Here is a 17,118-nt window from a genome sequence, read left to right as displayed (position 1 = left end):
GATGGCGCGCAACCGTAAGCATCAGGCGCTGCTTGGGATCAAGGGCTTCGTGCGCCAGGGTCCTGCGACAGTCGGTGATCTTGCGCGCTTTGCCGCGAGCCAACTCTACTCCCGCTTGACTGATGCCTGGGAGTGCCGACATGCCCTACGCATTCGCCTCCTGGACGATGGCTTCCAACCCACGCCGTGACCGATTGCATTTTGGGCGGGTTTGTAGGGTCGTCTCTACGTCTCGAAAGGCGACTATCTGGTGAGCAGGCCTGAAATCAGGGCCGCAGCGCCGAGGCCAATGAACGACAAGATCATTGGAGGATACAGAACCAGCGCTGCTTCAAAGCGCAGGAACTTCGGTTGCACGCCGGTCCGATCGGGAAGCCCGATGAAGATCAGGATGCCTGCTACCGCAAGCATCGCAGCTCCGATCAGCATGTTCATATTCGCCTTCCTCCACATCACGGAGCGAAAATCGCAAGCACGAGAGTGCGACTGAGCTGTCGTTTTGGAAAGAACCAACCGTACGCTTTGGTACCGATTTTCTTGAAGACCGCTTTTGAAGAGGCCCCTCAGATCTGCTTCACGCCATGACCGGCATTGGTGGCCAGGCCAAGAACCCGCTCGCGAGTGCGACTTCGCGCTGCGTCCACCAGCATCGTGCCCGCCCAGCGATAGACGTTATGCTCCTTGACCTGCTGTCGCATAAGCTTCATGCGCTCGGCCTGCTCCTCGATTGGCATTGTAAGTGCAAGCTGGATAGCCGATGCCATTTCTTCGGTGTCATAGGGATTGACGATGAGAGCCTCGGATAATTCTCGTGACGCCCCGGTGAAGCTCGACAAGATAAGAACCCCAGCGTTGTCTTCTCGCGAGCTAACGAACTCCTTCGCGACGAGGTTCATTCCGTCATGCAGGCTGCTGACGACGCAGGCATCGGCCGCTCTGAACAGCCGGAACACGTCTGACGGCTCGTAGTGCCGCGCGACCAAATGCATCAAGGGTTGGCGACCGCGGTGCCGCTCGTTTATTTCGGCAGCGAGCGCCTCCGCTTCAGCCTGGAGCTTCGAGTACGCGTTGAGTTTGCTGCGCGTCGGTGCTGCGACCTGGATGAAGGCAAGCCGATCTGTCCAGGCCGGATTTCGCGACAAAAGCGCGTCTACAGCCCGCATGCGATCAAGAATGCCTTTGGTGTAATCGAATCGCTCAACGCCTACGATCAGCCTCGTATCCTCCGCCAATCCGAACTGGGCGAGGATGCTAGATCGGCATTCCGTGGGAGGTGGTAGCTTTTCCAGTTCCCTTGGCGGCCATTCGATCGAGATTGGATAAGCACGTATTCTGGTCTCATGTCCTCCAAGGCTGACCGCCTGCACTTCGCGATCGATCCTGCTCTCCAAGAAGCGATCCACACCCTCGATGAAGTTGTTGCAGTGAAATTGGGTATGAAATCCAACAATGGTGCTGCCGAGCAATCCTTCGATAATCTCCGCCTTCCATGGGCAGATGCTGAATGTTTCCGCATTCGGCCACGGAATGTGCCAGAAGGTTATGATCGTCGCCCTGGGCAGGCGCTCACGGATCATTCTTGGAGCAAGCGCGAAGTGATAGTCCTGGACCAGCACAATGGGGTCCTCGGCGCGCGCCTCGGCAACGACTGCATCGGCAAAGCGCTGGTTGATCTGCCGATACATTTGCCAGTCGCTGGACCTGAACGTAGGGCGCACGAAAGCGATATGGCACAATGGCCAGAGCCCTTCATTGGCAAAACCGTAGTAATATCCGTCCTGTTCTTTCTCAGAGATCCAGATGCGCCGAAGCGTGTAGGCCGGGGCTGCCTCGGGGACGCGGAGCCTATCGTGGTCGTCGACGGTCTCCCGATCGGCGCTGCCGCTGCCGTGTGCGATCCAAGTGCCACCGCAGGCACGCATGATTGGCTCCAGGGCCGAGACCAATCCACTCGCCGGCCGCTGCACCACAGTCCCCGCTTCCGAAGTGTTGTGAATGTAGGGCTCCCGATTGGAAAGGACGAGAACTTCGGCCCCCGGGAGGACGCTTTGCAGCACCTCCTGAAGCGATTTCGGCGTCCAATCGATCTGGCTTGTAAACGTAACTTGTTCGGCGCTACGCAAGAGCTTGTGAATTTCTCGATCAATAGACGAGCCACCGAGTTGGAGTGGCACTCCCTGAGCACCTCGACGGACCTCCTCGACCGCGCGTCGCAATGCCTTCATCCAGCCGCGCATCATGAGGACGGCGAAAATGATCGTGCCAACGGTCAGGACCAGAACGACGCCGGCAAGCGCGGCAAGCAGATACGCCAGCACCTGGCTGGACCTGGCCGCCGCGAAGCTGAGGTCGGTTAGAATGACGAGGTAGGAACGACCTCGGCTACTCGAGATCGGAAACGCAGCTACGAGAATTCGTCGCCCGCCGCTGGCGATGCTTGCGAAACTCTCGTTCTCGGATTTGGCCGACTTTTCGCAGGAGAAGCTCGCCGGCATCTCCGGTGTTGGCGCGAGCAACGAGCCTTCCGGATCGCAAAATCCAACCGCGAGAATCTTCTTGTCGAGTGCCACTCTCTTGAAAAGGTCCGAGAGCCGGTCCCAGGCCTGGTCTTCCACATCACGACTAAGCAACGGCTGGATGGCGTTGAAGACCAGCTTGGATCTGGCTTCAACATCGCTTCGCGACCACTGCTGTACGATTCCTCCGGTAAATGGCGAGATACCGAACGCCACGACTGCGGCTACCGCCAGGCCGAAAATGCCATAGCGGAAGAACTCCTTGTACGATATCGGGGTCACTCCGGAGCTACCCCGACTGTCCGCAGGCATTTGCTCAAGCCGCCTAGCAGGCGCAGCTCTCGCGGCGCATTGGGCACTGCCGATTGCGCTAAGCAGTAGTGAGCGAACATATACCAGACCAAAGGACGGCTGCTGTTAGCTCGGATTGGCGAGCCGCTTCCCCTCCTCAAAGCCCGTACGCTCGTTGTTGCAGGTGAGACAAGTCGCACGTGCCATTTGCGTACCGTGGATTGCCAGCCGTTCATGCCGATGCGGCGTCTTTTCCTCGCAAGACAGGCAGTACGCTTGCGGAAAGACATTGAGTGCCGTTTGATTCGATTTGCTGATCATGAAAGCCCCCTGCGCAATATCCTTCGGAGGTCGCCCGCGAGCAAGCGGCTGCGGGGCAGATCGGCTGCTATTGTACAGAACTGTACCGTGTTTCGTCACGTAGCAAGCTGTGCGCGCTCTGCCGAAGATCACTCCTGTCCCACACAGCAGCCCGCCAACGTGCGGGTGAATTAGCGCGCGGCGGGAGTTGGAATCCCAGCGTTCCTCGGCTGGGGTCCGCCTCTCCTGACGGCATGACCTGTCCATCCGTCCCGGGCAAGGTCGGTGGTCGATTCCCCTGCCCGTCGTTCAAAGCGCGAAACCGGTTGTACGGTGCACCCCGAGTAATCTTGCAAGTCAGCGCCTCTTGAATTCGCGCTTCACTTGCGCTTCTTCGGCAGTGCGTTCTTCCCGACGATCGAAAGCGCAATCAGACCGAATGTGATCAGGCGCGGGATGAAATACACCGGCTCGCTTGCATTCGTCACTTGCACCACAGCCAGGACAAACCTCGCGACGGCGTCGATCACAAACGCAGCCGCAAAGAGCAGGAAAAAGGTGTCGCCCGTCTTACGCCAAAACTTCAGGAAATATATGCTCGCCAGGAGCGATGCGAATGCCGTCGCACCTGAAAGAACGGGATTCAAATGGTCCATCAGTCGGCCTCCCAGATCATGCCGATAAGCAGGACCGTCATGGCGAACAGGCCGATCGATAGACGCACGGCGGAAAGATCAACTTGAGGAAATACGATCTTATCGATCCAGAGAGCAGCATTTTCGAAAGTCAGACCCGCGAAGCAGACCGCGCTCCATAGGAGCAACTTCGACCTGTTACCGATATATGCCCGAATGAGCAGCCATGCACAAAAGCCGCTCGTGATCGCGCAAAGTGTGTAAATCACCGCAGCCATGACTAATCCTTTCGAATCCTGAAGGCATCTGAAAATGCCTGGATGCGGTGTGGGCTGTTGTGGATGATATGTGTGATCGGGATCAGATGCCGCGAATACGCCAAGGCCAAGCTATCGACCACTGGCCGCAATTCGGGCCGCGGCGCAAACGCATAGATCCCCGCCTCGCCGTCGAGGAAGCCATCCTTCCTCAGGGACGCTAGAGCATCGGCCATCTCGGTCTTGCCCGCGTAAAGGCGTGCAGCAAGCGACTCCACGTCGAAGCGCTCGCCGGGCCGCTTGTGGAAGAACAAAAGGGCTTCGAGTTGCGCCACAGAGCGAATGTAGCGTCGGACAAGCTCCTCTACCTCTTCCGGCAGTGCTTCATCAGACATCGTCGACCTCAGCCAGCGGCAAGCAAGCTGATCGATTCAATGCGGAAATTCAAGACTGCTTTTCCTGCCACCACAAATCTAAGCCGACCGGATCAAAGACAACTGGAAAAGGCGGCGTCATCTCAGATGACACCGCCGATAAGCATGCTGGAAATAGGGACCGAGATCGGCTCAGTACTTGAATTCGGGCATCTTCTTCAGCTGATCCTTGTTGGCGTTCAGCACCACGTGGTCCGGATACCAATTGTCGCTTCGGTGGGCCGACGTTGATGCGCTTCCCGTCGTGCTCGTCGAACCGGCATTGCCGGTCTTTCCAGCGCCATCGCTGGACGCAGTCTTCACCGGTTCTTTGGCGAATTTGAGCTGATCGAACGTTACGGCGACGTTGTGTTCGCCCATTCCAAGGAATCCTCCCACTCCGATCACCACGTTGGCAACCCGCCCGCTGGAATCCAGGATCAGATCATTGATGTCGCCGATCTTCTCGTTGCTGTTGTTATAGACGTTCACGCCAACGAGTTTCGATGCACGCCATTCACCTTCCTTGTGCATGGAGGCGGTCGAGGCAGCCGGCTGCATGTTGGGCGCCGCGGTCGTCGCGTTGTTCTGGGACGACTGCGCCATGACCGGCGTAGCCAGCAGCATCGCGGAGGCAAGAATGCAAAGTGATATCTTCATGACGATTGCTCCTACTTCTGTTGGATCATCGTCAACTCATCGCACGCTCGCAAGTTTCGTTTTCCTGAATGCGAATGTACGCTCCCGCACGAGACCTATCCGACCAGCTTGAGGCGGCTGCGCATCTTTTGATGAAGCATTGCACGTGTCACGGAAGGGTTGCATATGATGAACTCGACCATAGCGATAATGTCGTCCCTGGTGCGATTGCAGCAAGGGTTCTCGTAAGCGGCAAGAAGCCTTTGGGCCTCCTCCAAGGCTCCCACCAGAACTTCGGTATCGGTTCGGATCCGGCTTTCTTGCGATGACATCTCCGCCTCTATCGCTTCAAGAATATCTGGATTCTATTGGCTGCCGTACAGGCGACTTAACGGCAGTACGGAATCGCGTTCACGAATATGCAATGCGGAGGGGCGGCACCGCACAAGGACGGTTGTGCGCCGACAGGATGATCCCCTGACAATCGCAAGACATCGCTTTCAGCCTGGCCTCGTCCATGACGACGATCCCTGCTCTGCGACAGCCAATCACTCCGTCGCGCATCATACTCCCGAGAGCGACCGTAACGCCGGCGCGCCGGACCGCGAGAGCATTGGCTATGTAACTATGCGTGAAAGGTATCTCGCGAGACCCGAGCCTGTCGCTGGCAACCAGGAGCCACCGCGCGAGGCGCTGGTGCAGCGTGTGCCTGGAATTGCAGGCTGATAGCTGCGAACTGTGAATCAGGATCGCCTGAACATAGCCTAAAAGCATCTTTTCAAGCTCGACGTCCCTCTTGATCAAAGAAATCAGCTGATCGGACTGGATCCGAAGCGCTTGGCCCGGCACTCTCACGCTGCAGCGGTGCGGCGAAACGTGCATGCCCAGGACCAACGGCACGCCGACAAAATCCTTCATCCCGAGCGTATGGATCTCGACCGGCAGGCAGTCGCCCGCACGGGTCGTGACAGAACACCCGCCGGACTCGATGAAGTAGGCATGGCGAAGAGGAGTGCCGCGATCGTAGAGAATTTGTCCTTTGTTCAGAGACACCGTCTCGCAGCTTTCGAGCAAACGGCACTGCGATGAAGCCGACAGTCGGGAGACGAGTTCGTTGCGGCTAGTCCCGCAGAGGGGCTCGTCCAAACCAAGCCGCTTCGAGTTGAATTCGTTTTCTATCAACCGCAGCGGCGATGAAGAATGTTCCATGTCAAGCCCAATTCTAGACCGCTACAATGATTGCCTGTACGATGGGATCGATCGAGCGATCCTGGGAGTCAGGGTGACCGATAGTAGTGTCGGGAAAAACCTGACAAGAACCAGAAAACATCGAGGAAGTGCCAGCACGTGGGCGTTTTGCTGTCTCATTTGATACGCACCCGCAGGGAGGCGCCCACCTCAATGTCCCGTCGCGCAGCCCGCCGCCCCTTGATTCTCGTCTTCATCGCGGCAGCGATGCCTCTTGCGCTTTTTGCGGGTTGGGTCGTTTTCCTGAACGCGCAGCAGCAGCGCAGGGGTTCTCAGGCTGCCGCCGTGGAGACGCTCGATAGCGTCGTCAACCGGCTTGCCTCCGAGATCAGCCTCCAGCTCGAGATCGCCGAGACCGTCGCGGCTTCCGCAACACTCGACAAGCCGGACCTTGACGCGTTCTATCGGGAAGCGACGCGTGTCAACGAAGCACGTCCTCTTTGGCAGACGATTCAGCTCGTCGACCCCGACGGGAATCAGGTGCTTGATGTCAGCCGTCCACTCGGAGATGGGATGCGCGCCACCGCCGACCGAGAGAATTTCGAACAGATCCTGAAAACGAGAAAGCCGGCGATCGGCGGAATTGGGCCACGTGGTCCCATCACCGGCAAACGCGTGGTGGCCGTCAGGGCCCCCGTTGAGCGCGATGGGCAATTGAAGTTTGTCCTCACGGTGGCCTTGGTGCCCGATGCAATAAGCCAGATTTTGAAGAGCGCAGGAGCCCCGGCCGGCTGGGTGGGTTTCGTGGTCGATGCCAAGGGGAACATCGTCGCCCGCACCTTCGGTGAACAATCCGAACTCGGACAATCTGCCAGCGCTACGGTCCGCCAGGCGATAGCCTCAGCGCCAGAAGGAAGCTACGTCAAAACCACGCCTGCCGGCGAACAAGTCGACTCGATCTACAAAGTCATCCCCGGAACCAGCGGATGGTCGGTCCATTTCGGAATACCGACGCAGGAACTGAATGGTCCCGTCCAGCGCTCAGCCATTTTTCTTGCCGGGGGTGGGGTATTGAGCTTTGTCTTGGCTCTGACTTTGGCCTGGTACACCATACGCGACATTTCGCTTCGCCGGCGCGAGCAAGAGGCGCAGGCAGCATTGGCACTCAGCGCAAGTGAAGAGCGACGGAGGCTGACGATCGATGCCGCAGATCTCGGCGTGTTCAGCTGCGATTTTGCGAGCAGAGAAGCGATCGTGTCGCCCCGCGCCCGGGAGATGCTCCGGATAGACGGTTCGCGCTCCGAAGGAGATACGATCGTTCCGATAGGTCGGATACTGAGCTGTATTGATCCCGCCGACCAGCGGAACTTTGAGGCTTCCTTGCTGAGTTGCCGTTCGGGAAACGTGGCGATTGCTGATTTCCGGACCGCTCCCCCTCACAGCCGGTGGCTGCGGGCCAGCGGACGGCTGTCTCGACTCGACGAAAACAACCTAGACGTCGTGTATGGCGTCATTCTGGATATCGACGAGACCAAGCGAGCTGAGCTGGAGCGACAGCAACTGCTTCGACGTCTTTCCGAAGCGGAAGAAAATGAACGCCGTAGAATCGCAAGAGAGCTTCACGATCAGATCGGCCAGACGGTCACAGGTCTCCTTCTCGGTCTAAAGAACCTGGAGCCGCTTCTTGGCACGAGCCCGAAACGCAAGCTCGGATTGGAGAGGCTCAATTGGTTGCAAGGACTCGCGAGAGGGATTGGGCGCGATATCCATCAAATCGCCTCGGACCTGCGCCCGACCGCCCTTGACGACCTGGGCCTTTACAAGGCGCTGGAGGCATTCTGCGCGGAGATCCAGCGCCGGTTCGGGATCAGCGTGGATTTTCAGCCTCTGGGCAGAAGAGATCGTCTCGGCCAGGACGTCGAAATCGCGGTTTACCGCGCCGTCCAGGAGGCCGTGAACAACGTCGTCAAACACGCGCAAGCTCGAAACGTCAGCGTGGTCATCGACCGACGCACAACTGAGCTTAGGATCGTCGTCGAAGACGACGGGAACGGCTTCGACTTTCAGGAATTCTCGCAGGGCGAGAGCCGCCACGCAAAATTGGGCCTGTCCGTCATCGAGGAGCGCCTCACGCTGCTCGGTGGATCTTTGGCGATCGAATCTGAACCCGGCCACGGCACCTCTCTTTTCATGAGAATACCGGTGCCAATAGGGGAGATGGGCTATGTGCCCGATCCGGATCACGTTGACTGACGATCATCCGCTTGTTCTGGCCGGAATGAAGGCGTTGCTTCAGGACGTGCATGACATTGAGATCGTCGGGGAAGCAACGGATGGACAGGCCGCCCTAGACATCATTCGCCAGGCCACACCGGACATTGCCATCCTGGACATTTCACTTCCCGGTATCAGTGGCCTCGAAGTTGCTCGAACCTTAGCGACGCAGCTTCCTCAAGTTCGTCTTCTGGCGCTGACCGTGCACGAGGATCACGCCTACGTTCAGCCGATGCTGCAAGCGGGAGCTCGCGGCTATTTGCTGAAGCGCTCTGCGGCCGACGAGCTCGAGCGCGCAGTTCGCGCGATCGCTGGAGGTGGTTTGTATCTGGATCCAGCAATAGCGGAGAAAGCACTTCCATCCGCGCAGGGCGCCCACTCGTCTTCCGGCGCTTCCACAGCCGGCGAGCTGACACCGCGCGAGAGTGAGGTTCTCAGATTTATCGCGCAAGGCTTCAGCAACAAGGAAATTGCCAATCAGCTAAGCATCAGCATCAAGACCGTCGAAACTTACAAGGCCAGGGCGGTCGAAAAGCTCGGACTGTTCACGCGTGCCGACATCGTGCGCTACGGCGTGGCCCTTGGCTGGTTGAGTCATTCGGGAAAGAGTGCGGATCAAGTTTGAGCGGGAAGTAGGTGGGCCAAACGGCCCTGCATGGCATGAGGACGTCAGGATTATCCCGACAGGCCCCGCTCATCTCCTGACTGCCCGATGGGACGCCGTCCACTATCTTCCATGAAGCGGACGAGAGAACCAACGCGAATCGCCGGCCGAACGGCTTTTGCACTCCGCACCTTTTTGGACGGATCAAGTTGCTTGGAGGCATATATGAGAAATGTACTTTTCCGAGGACGTGCCCGTCGTCGGCTCTTTGCACAGTATGAGAAACTGCCCGAGCTCGCGACCCGGACGAACTCGCGGCTAGATGCCCGCACGGCTAGAACTGCAGGCATTTTCCTCGCTTGCGTCTACATCACCTGTCTCCTGTTCTCGGCGTACGCGATTGCTTGATGGCAACAGGCGTGTGACAACCGACAGAATCACGAAGTTGGATTCATTGTCCCGATCCCTTGCAGAAACTCGTTCGATTATGGATACAGTCGTGGTTCTCCTGGTCCTCGGTATGTTGTTCACGGCTCTTTGTTTTGCGGCGCTGGAGATCGCGGCACGTCGATTTTCCCGGACTTTTGGACGTCAGCTTCCGATGTAATGTGCGGCGCACCCATCTCACTGCGCGATGAAGATTGCTGTTATGCAAGGTGAGGGCCGCCTCGATCGACGGCCCTCCAAGTTTGCGTTTATCGGCAGACACGCACGTGCTTGACGATACGTCGACCATGATAGCCGCGCGTGACGATGGTTCGCACGGTGCAGACCCTCCGATGATGATGATAGTGATAGCCGGCCTGCATCGTCTCGGATGTTGCCGCTGCGCCGACCGGTGGCGCCATCATCGCATTGGCAGGAACCAAGAACTGAGTGCCTGCAAGCAGAGCAGCGGCCGCAAATCCATAGGCGATTTTCTTCATGGTTTTTCCTTGTCGTAAGCCCCCTCCGCACTTCTATGTCGTTGCAATGAATGCGGAGTGAACGACGATAATGCAATCGTCGTCGCGATCTTTCGCCGCAGATGCAGAAATGGATAGCTGACTCCGTCGCGGAGACGGCTTGGGGATTGAGGCGCATCCTAATCCGCTTACCGTCCCGCAGGAACTGCCGAAGTCGCTTTTGATTATTCACGTCTCAAAAGTCGCCATCTCGAACGCACTACCCTCATTGGGAGTAGAGCGAACAGCGGCCTTAACGGGAGGGAGTGAACAGGCACTCTCGCCAGGACACAAGGGAGCCTGCAGTGCTTTCGCTGATGGATGTTGCTGCCGTTCTGCTGACATTGTCTGCCGTCTTCGGCTGGCTCAATCACAAGTTCCTGCCGCTCTCCCGCAGCGTAGGTCTTCTCGTGATGAGCGTCCTGACGTCACTGCTCCTGATCGGCTTGGATGCGGCGTTTCCCACAATTCAACTACTAGACCAGCTTGCCAACGGGCTCCGGCAAATCGACTTTGCCGAAGTCGTGGTGAATGGGATGCTTGCATTTCTGCTGTTCGCCGGCGCGTTGCACGTAGATCTGGACACGCTCAGAAGCCGCGCCATTCCGGTATTTATTCTGGCCGTTCTCGGCACCTCAATTTCAACCGGCCTCGTAGGCCTGATGTTCTGGTTCATCTGCGGCCTTTTACACCTACCCGTATCGTTGGCTTGGGCGTTCGTGTTCGGCGCGCTGATCAGCCCGACTGACCCCGTTGCTGTCCTGAGTACGCTTCGCAACACCAAGGTGCCGAAAGAGCTGCAGATCGAGGCGGAAGGCGAGGCATTGTTCAACGACGGCGTCGGGATCGTTCTGTTCACGATCATGCTTCGCTTTGCGAGCACCGGAGACGGCGCTCAGGTTTCGGCCGCCGATGTCGCTGAGTTACTCGTTCGCGAAGCTGGTGGCGGATTAGTGCTGGGCTTGTTGACTGGCTATGTTGCGTATCGCGCGATGCGGCTCATCGACGACTACGCCATCGAGGTGCTGATCTCCCTTGCCCTCGTCACTGCAACCTACGCACTTGCGCTGCATCTGCACGTCAGTGGCCCGCTCTCCATGGTCGCCGCGGGCCTCCTCATCGGCGACCGAGGACCTCGATACGCAATGAGTGAGCGGACACAAGGATATCTGTTCGCGCTCTGGACCCTCATCGACGAAATTCTCAACTCGGTCCTTTTTCTGCTCATCGGGCTGGAGACCTTGATACTGCGCTTCGATCCTTGCAGCCTCGGTCTGGCAGCAGCGACGGTGCCAATCGTTCTCTTCGCCCGCTTTGCGTCCGTTTCGGTTCAACCATTCCTGTTCGGATGGACTCGGCTGCTCTCCTTGCGCAACGCGCCCTTTCTCACCTGGGCCGGCGTCCGAGGCGGAATTTCAGTTGCACTCGCCCTGTCCGTGCCGGATGGCCCGGCCAAGGCCGCAATGCTCGCCTCAACCTATGGGGTCGTCCTGTTCAGCAACATCATTCAAGGCTCGACTCTAGGCTGGGTGGCAAAGCGGACCGTCGGACAATAAGTCTCGTCTCGAACTGTCGCTGAAGCGCGGGGCGACAAGCGCTCACTCTAACCGGTTCAATCCTCATAGCTGTCGATGACTGCATCTGCGATTACGCGTTTGGTCAGGACGCCGACGATATCCTTAACGCGCGGGCGCGAGGCAGAGCGGACAACGATTGCCGCGCCGGCCCGATGGCGCTTCAACCTGGCAAACACCAAGCTCAAAAGATCCTGATCGCGGCAAATGACCATCCGCCGCTCGACGAATTGCTCGACCATGAGAGATGGATTCGATTGCGACTCCGCCCATAAGCCGGAACGTGGTGGGATCAGCCCGACAATCCGCCCTTCGCGCTCAATCACGATAGGAAGTGCATCGTCGATATCTTCCGCAGCCATGGCCTGTTTTAGTGTCGTTCCTACTCCGGCGACGATAAAGCGCGTTTCCATGATGTCCTGAGCCTGCTTCACCAAGTAGAGGTTGATATGCCGCTCCTTTGGAATGCGGTGACCGCGGTGGCGCAGCTTGACCGTGTAGATCGTCTCGTTGACGAGTGCACGCCTGACGCCTGCCGCCAACGCCACCGCAACGATCACCGGAACGATGATTGCGTAGTCGCGCGTCATTTCGAAGACCATCACGATCGCGGTCATGACGCCGCCCGTACCTGCACCGACCATTGCCGCCATTCCAATGATCGCGGCCGAAGATGGCGTCAGCCCTGAATGAGGCAGGATTGAATTGGTTGCGGCGGCAAAGGCGGCCCCCAGGGTGGCGCCAAGGTAAAGCGATGGCGAGAATATCCCGCCCGACGCCCCACAGCCGAGACTGACCGTCGTTGCCAACAGCTTCAACACAAACAGCAGCACCAGTAAACCCGCCCCCGTCATGTTGTGGTCCAATATCTCCTGAATGACGGAATAGCCAACGCCGTCGACGTAGGAGTGACCAAAGGCATGCGTGAGCACCACCATCATCAGGCCGATTGACGACATGCCGATGATATTCTGAACATACTCGTTGCCAGACAGCTTCGGAAACCCGTCTTCCATGAAGACGAGCAGACGGATGAACGCCCAGGCTGCCGCTCCAGACAACAGGCCGAGCAGGACGAATGCGAGAGCTTCCTGCGCATTGAAGGATGCGACCATGCTGAATTGCATATCCGGAACCGAAAAGGCCGGGTCCGGACCGATCAGGATGCGCCCGATCGTGGTCGCAGCCCCCGTGGCCACGACGACTGGAAGGAATGTCCGGTTTGAAACTTCCGGCAGAAGAATTTCCAGAGCAAACAGCACGCCGCCCAGCGGAGTATTGAAGGTTGCGGCAATGCCCGCGCCCGCGCCCGCGGACAGCAGCGTGATCCTCTGCCGGGTCGAGAGCCCGATGAATTGAGCAAAGGCTGAACCAAGGGCTGAGCCTATCTGAATGATAGGGCCTTCGCGCCCGACGGCGGCGCCGCTTCCGATCGATATTGCGGACGCCAGCGCCTTTATCAAAGCTACCGAACCCCGAATTTTGCCGCGCTTGTAGAATATGGCGTCCATCACTTCGGGTACGCCATGTCCCTTTGCTTCTGGAGCGAACCACCTGACGAGAAAGACGACGATGAGGCCGCCGATCACAGGCGCAAGAAGAACAAAGTCGCCGAAAGGACTGGGGCCCTCACTGACGTTTGCGTCGTAAACGACGCTCAGCCTGCCATTGTAAGACAAGTTGTGCACGAGGCCGATCAGCGCGCGAAAGCCGACGGCGCCAAGTCCGGTCATGACGCCAATCACCAAGGCGAGCGCGCAAAGCACGAGAAGGCTGACCTTCCGCTCTTCAGCAAACGGCTTGATGCTGCTGCGAATCAGGGCTTTTCGCGTGCCGTAAGTCAGGACCGAGGGCATTTGACCACTATTGCGCACAGACACCGATATGAACTCTGGTTCCGAAAGACGGTTCCTGCCAAGAGGCATGGCGACAATCTGCGCCCATCACCGCCATTGGACACCCTTAGTCGCTGCCCGTCCATTCATGGTGCCCTCCCAGCGGTAGTCAGGAAGCTCCAGTTCGTCGGCGATGTCCCGCCCAATTGCGAGCCTCGCCAGCCCCGGTATCGAGAAACTTCTGACCACGACGTTGCGGAAGAGCATTCCCACACGCGTTCTCGGCGCCAGCGCCCCGGCAAAGCGCTCGGCACCCTGCTGTTTCCGGCCTATATAGCTCTTCAGCCGCGCCTCGTATCCGGCAAATGCCTCCAGATATCTTCCGCCGGCCATGGCGAGTTCACCGGCCAAGACATAAGCTGAAATCATCGCCAGCGCCGATCCCTGCCCTGCCAGGAGCGAGACGCAGAAAGCGGCATCACCAACGAGCGCCACCCGACCTCGTGACCAGTTCGGCATCCTGATCTGACTGACGGTGTCGAAATAGAGTTCACCGGCGCGCTCCAGTTCGGCGAGCATCTGATCGCACTCCCAGCCATCTCCGCCATAGATTTCACGAAGGAGCGCCTTTTGCGAGGCCGGCGCTTCCGGCAACACTGAGCGATGCTCGGCAAATACCAAGAGAAACAAGGTGCGATCATCACGCAGCGTGAAGCGGCCTACCATACGGCCCGGCTGACCGTAGATCAGATACACATCCTCGTCGCGCGGACGATAGCCGTGAGCTTCGAAAGCGGCCACGATATACCCCAGACGCCGCTCGAACTGAGCCAGCGGACCAAAGACCAGATTGCGCACCGCTGAATGCAGGCCGTCTGCCCCGACGAGAAGGTCGAACCTGCGCCTGCCGCCGTGCTTCAGCTCGACTTCGACGCAATCTGGTTTCTCTTCGACGAGAATGATCTCGTCTCCGAAAATGGCTTCAACGCCGCTGGTCCGTTCGAACAGCATGCGCGAGAGGTCACTGCGCTGAAGAGTAACGTATCGTCCATTCGTCAACTCGGAGAAGACTTCGGTACCGAAGCCGGCCAGCCGACGGCCAGCTTCATCTACGATCCGAAACTCTCGGGCGTAGTAGCCGTGGCGATTGATCTCCGGCATCAATCCCATCCGTTCAGCGATGGTGTAGCCGAGCCCCCAAAAGTCGATGACATAGCCTCCGCTCCGTAGAGCGGAGGCGCGCTCGAGGAGCGTCGGCCGGAAGCCGGCTGCTTTCAACCAATAGGCAAGCGTGGGTCCGGCAATTCCAACCCCGGAGATTAGAACGCTGTTCATGCCATCTCCTTAGAAACGAACGACGATCAGCAACACGATGCCCGAGCTCGCTCTAGTGCTTCGGTGGTCTTCGGATGAGAATTATTCGCTTGCGTACAAGAACATTTGAGGCCGCAACAGAGTATTACATACATCGCGACGCGATCGCCGCGATGATGTTCCGAGTAGTCTCGCCTGCGCAACTTCAATGTCGAGCTTCGGAAGCTGGACTGTTCCGACAAAGGAGGCGAATTGGAAGACAAGTTGACTGTCCATGTGAGGCATATCGAGCGCACCCTTCGTGTAAGCGCAATCGCTCTATTTCTCGCGCTCTCGGTCTGGCTGCTTCGCGACATACTGTTGCTCTTGTTCAGCGCCGTGGTCATCGCTTGCGTTTTGCGCGGCGCCAGCAACGCGGTCCGTCGGGTAACGCGCCTCGGGCCATACACGTCGTTGATTTCCGTCATTCTCGTGACAGGGCTCGCACTCGGTGCGCTGCTGTGGTGGCGCGGCAGCGCTATTTTCATCCAGGCCGACGAGATCAGCCAGCAACTGAGAACCCAACTGGCACGGATCTGGAGCGAACTGCAAAACAGCTCGTGGGGTTCGATTTTGGCTCAACAGTTGCAGATCGCCGGCAAGTCTCTGCGCACTGGCCTGACAGGCTACGTCACCGGCGTCGTTGGCTCCGTTCTCGGCATAGGTGGCACTCTCGTCGTGACGGCGGCGACAGCGATATTCCTCGCTGCGTCGCCCCAATTGTATCTCGAAGGCTCGCTTCGTTTGCTTCCAATGGCCTGGCGACCTCGCGGCCGAGAAGTTGCCGGAGAGCTCGGTGCTACGCTTAGGCTCTGGTTTCTTGGTCAACTCGTCGACATGCTGATTGTGGGCCTGCTCCTCGGATTGGGCCTTCTCCTCATCGGTTCGCCCCTGCCACTATCACTGGCCCTGCTGGCGGCCCTCCTGAACTTCGTGCCATACATCGGGGCACTTGCAGGCGCAGTGCCGGCGATCCTTGTGGCGCTGGCACAGTCTCCTGTCCTCGCCGCTTGGGTCGCTCTCTTGTTTTTGGCGATCCAGCTGTTGGAAGGAAATGCCATCGCACCATGGATTCAGAAACGAACTGTCTCGCTGCCACCCGCACTGACGATACTTTCCCAAACGATCCTTGGCACTCTCTTCGGTTTGATCGGGCTGATCGTTGCCACGCCCCTGATCGCCGTTCTGCTCGTTGCTGTCCGCATGATCTATGTCGAAGGCTTCCTGGAGCGCGAAAGTAAACAGGCGGCCTAGTTCAGGAATACTACTGAAAAGGTACGGAGGCGATGGAGTTGGTACGGTGTCGTACACTCGTGTGTCTGACCGGAAATTGGCGCGACATAGTGTCCCGAACGCTTGACTCTAGAAACCAAGATTGCAGGCTGATGTTGAGACCGCATTCTGAAATGACAGGAGCCACAGATGCGGAGACTCACACTTGCCCTTTCTCTCACCGGCCTGATCGCGATATCTCCTATCAGCAGTACCCAGGCTGCGCCTCTGACACCGCTCTCGGCAGCCGCGAGCCCGACGGAGCACACGTCGGCAGTGCAAGATAGTCTCACCCAGGTTCGCTGGCATGGCGGCTGGGGAATCGGCGCCGGCCTGCTGGCAGGAGCCTTGATCGGCTCCGCCACTGCAACTCCGTACTATGAGGAATATCCGCCATACTATGGTTACAGATACCCCTACGGCTATGGTGGGTACTACCCGGCTTACGCCTATACACCTTACTGGGGTGGCTACGGTTGGGGGCCGCGACCATACGCCTGGGGCCCGCGCCCCTGGCGCTATAGCTACGGCTGGTCCGCGCCGAGGCCGTGGGGATATAGGGTCCGGCGCGCGCACCCTTGGCGTCATAGCTACGGCTGGGCGCCGCGGCACTATCGGCACCACCATCACGGCGTGATCCGTGCGCACCATCGGTGGTGACGCGTTGCGCGTGTAGCAAAGTGCCCGGCGCATTCAGATGTGCCGGGCGACGATGGGTATTTCGTTGGAGAAGCCGCAACATGGCGGAATTGCTGCAGGACGTCCGTCAGCCGTTCGAAAGACTTCGAGAGGCGATCACGGTGCAAGATTGGCTGTTGACGTCCTGCTTCCGAGTGAAATTTGCACCTACGGCTCGTTCCGCCGGGTGTCGAAGCTTGTGCTTCCACAATGCGGACATTTCGGAATCTTGTGTCCTTTTGTGACGTGAGTGGCCTGATGACATCGCTCACACCTGAAGTCTCCAGTCTCTTGGGCTGTCTCACCTGCATGCGCCGCCATGATACTTCTCCCTGTTGAGCGCGG

General features: G+C 58.5%; 16 protein-coding genes. 4 read left to right on the top strand and 12 right to left on the bottom strand.

All coding sequences use genetic code 11. The features are described from left to right. Positions 1–243: 243 nt before the first annotated feature. From AC0L3S_RS18415 to AC0L3S_RS18380, 8 genes are all read right to left on the bottom strand, one after another. The gene (locus tag AC0L3S_RS18415; RefSeq protein WP_473258531.1) at positions 244–435 is read right to left on the bottom strand and encodes a hypothetical protein; all 192 of its coding nucleotides are present in this window, start codon (positions 433–435) and stop codon (positions 244–246) included. Positions 436–563: 128 nt separating this feature from the next. Continuing rightward, positions 564–2,828, bottom strand: coding sequence for an alpha,alpha-trehalose-phosphate synthase (UDP-forming) (locus tag AC0L3S_RS18410; RefSeq protein WP_473280297.1), 2,265 nt, complete (start codon positions 2,826–2,828; stop codon positions 564–566). Positions 2,829–2,933: 105 nt separating this feature from the next. After that, positions 2,934–3,128 carry a hypothetical protein gene (locus AC0L3S_RS18405; RefSeq protein ID WP_007607496.1) on the bottom strand — a complete coding sequence of 65 codons (195 nt, stop codon included), beginning with the start codon at positions 3,126–3,128 and terminating at the stop codon, positions 2,934–2,936. Between the two features lie 359 nt (positions 3,129–3,487). Continuing rightward, a complete protein-coding gene (locus AC0L3S_RS18400; RefSeq protein ID WP_007607495.1) occupies positions 3,488–3,763 on the bottom strand; it encodes a DUF5985 family protein in 276 nt (91 codons plus the stop codon). Beyond that, positions 3,763–4,020, bottom strand: a complete 258-nt coding sequence (locus AC0L3S_RS18395; RefSeq protein ID WP_007607494.1) for a DUF5985 family protein — start codon at positions 4,018–4,020, stop codon at positions 3,763–3,765. Before AC0L3S_RS18395 ends, AC0L3S_RS18400 begins: the two co-directional genes overlap by 1 nt. 2 nt (positions 4,021–4,022) lie before the next feature. Further along, on the bottom strand, positions 4,023–4,394 hold the full coding sequence (locus tag AC0L3S_RS18390; protein ID WP_473258536.1) for an SMC-Scp complex subunit ScpB: 372 nt from the start codon (positions 4,392–4,394) through the stop codon (positions 4,023–4,025). Positions 4,395–4,565: 171 nt separating this feature from the next. Beyond that, complete coding sequence (locus tag AC0L3S_RS18385) at positions 4,566–5,072, bottom strand: PRC-barrel domain-containing protein (RefSeq protein WP_473280295.1); 507 nt, start codon at positions 5,070–5,072, stop codon at positions 4,566–4,568. A gap of 390 nt (positions 5,073–5,462) precedes the next feature. Then, positions 5,463–6,260, bottom strand: coding sequence for a Crp/Fnr family transcriptional regulator (locus AC0L3S_RS18380; RefSeq protein ID WP_473280293.1), 798 nt, complete (start codon positions 6,258–6,260; stop codon positions 5,463–5,465). 192 nt (positions 6,261–6,452) lie between these two features. On the opposite strand from AC0L3S_RS18380, the gene AC0L3S_RS18375 reads away from it, so the two are divergent. Both AC0L3S_RS18375 and AC0L3S_RS18370 read left to right on the top strand, forming a co-directional pair. After that, the gene (locus AC0L3S_RS18375) at positions 6,453–8,492 is read left to right on the top strand and encodes a sensor histidine kinase (protein ID WP_473280291.1); all 2,040 of its coding nucleotides are present in this window, start codon (positions 6,453–6,455) and stop codon (positions 8,490–8,492) included. Beyond that, complete coding sequence (locus tag AC0L3S_RS18370) at positions 8,464–9,138, top strand: response regulator transcription factor (RefSeq protein ID WP_354098735.1); 675 nt, start codon at positions 8,464–8,466, stop codon at positions 9,136–9,138. The genes AC0L3S_RS18375 and AC0L3S_RS18370 overlap by 29 nt, the downstream gene beginning before the upstream one ends. A 674-nt stretch (positions 9,139–9,812) precedes the next feature. On the opposite strand, the gene AC0L3S_RS18365 is transcribed toward AC0L3S_RS18370, so the two are convergent. Then, a complete protein-coding gene (locus tag AC0L3S_RS18365; protein ID WP_354056816.1) occupies positions 9,813–10,043 on the bottom strand; it encodes a hypothetical protein in 231 nt (76 codons plus the stop codon). 323 nt (positions 10,044–10,366) lie between these two features. Here AC0L3S_RS18365 and AC0L3S_RS18360 point away from each other — a divergent pair, with 323 nt between their 5' ends. Next, complete coding sequence (locus AC0L3S_RS18360; RefSeq protein WP_473280289.1) at positions 10,367–11,617, top strand: cation:proton antiporter; 1,251 nt, start codon at positions 10,367–10,369, stop codon at positions 11,615–11,617. A 56-nt stretch (positions 11,618–11,673) separates the two neighbouring features. Here AC0L3S_RS18360 and AC0L3S_RS18355 read toward each other — a convergent pair whose 3' ends face one another. Both AC0L3S_RS18355 and AC0L3S_RS18350 read right to left on the bottom strand, forming a co-directional pair. Then, positions 11,674–13,491: a chloride channel protein gene (locus AC0L3S_RS18355; RefSeq protein ID WP_473280287.1), complete on the bottom strand. Its 1,818-nt coding sequence runs from the start codon at positions 13,489–13,491 to the stop codon at positions 11,674–11,676. A gap of 87 nt (positions 13,492–13,578) precedes the next feature. After that, a complete protein-coding gene (locus tag AC0L3S_RS18350) occupies positions 13,579–14,805 on the bottom strand; it encodes an FAD-binding domain (protein WP_473280285.1) in 1,227 nt (408 codons plus the stop codon). A gap of 231 nt (positions 14,806–15,036) precedes the next feature. On the opposite strand from AC0L3S_RS18350, the gene AC0L3S_RS18345 reads away from it, so the two are divergent. Continuing rightward, a complete protein-coding gene (locus AC0L3S_RS18345; RefSeq protein ID WP_473280283.1) occupies positions 15,037–16,077 on the top strand; it encodes an AI-2E family transporter in 1,041 nt (346 codons plus the stop codon). An 864-nt stretch (positions 16,078–16,941) separates the two neighbouring features. Here the strand turns inward: AC0L3S_RS18345 and AC0L3S_RS18340 are convergent. Further along, the gene (locus tag AC0L3S_RS18340; RefSeq protein WP_083843319.1) at positions 16,942–17,094 is read right to left on the bottom strand and encodes a zinc ribbon-containing protein; all 153 of its coding nucleotides are present in this window, start codon (positions 17,092–17,094) and stop codon (positions 16,942–16,944) included. Positions 17,095–17,118 lie beyond the last annotated feature (24 nt).

The sequence above is a fragment of the Bradyrhizobium sp. Ken01 genome (assembly GCF_055807355.1).
This window is presented reverse-complemented; position numbering and strand designations above follow the sequence as displayed.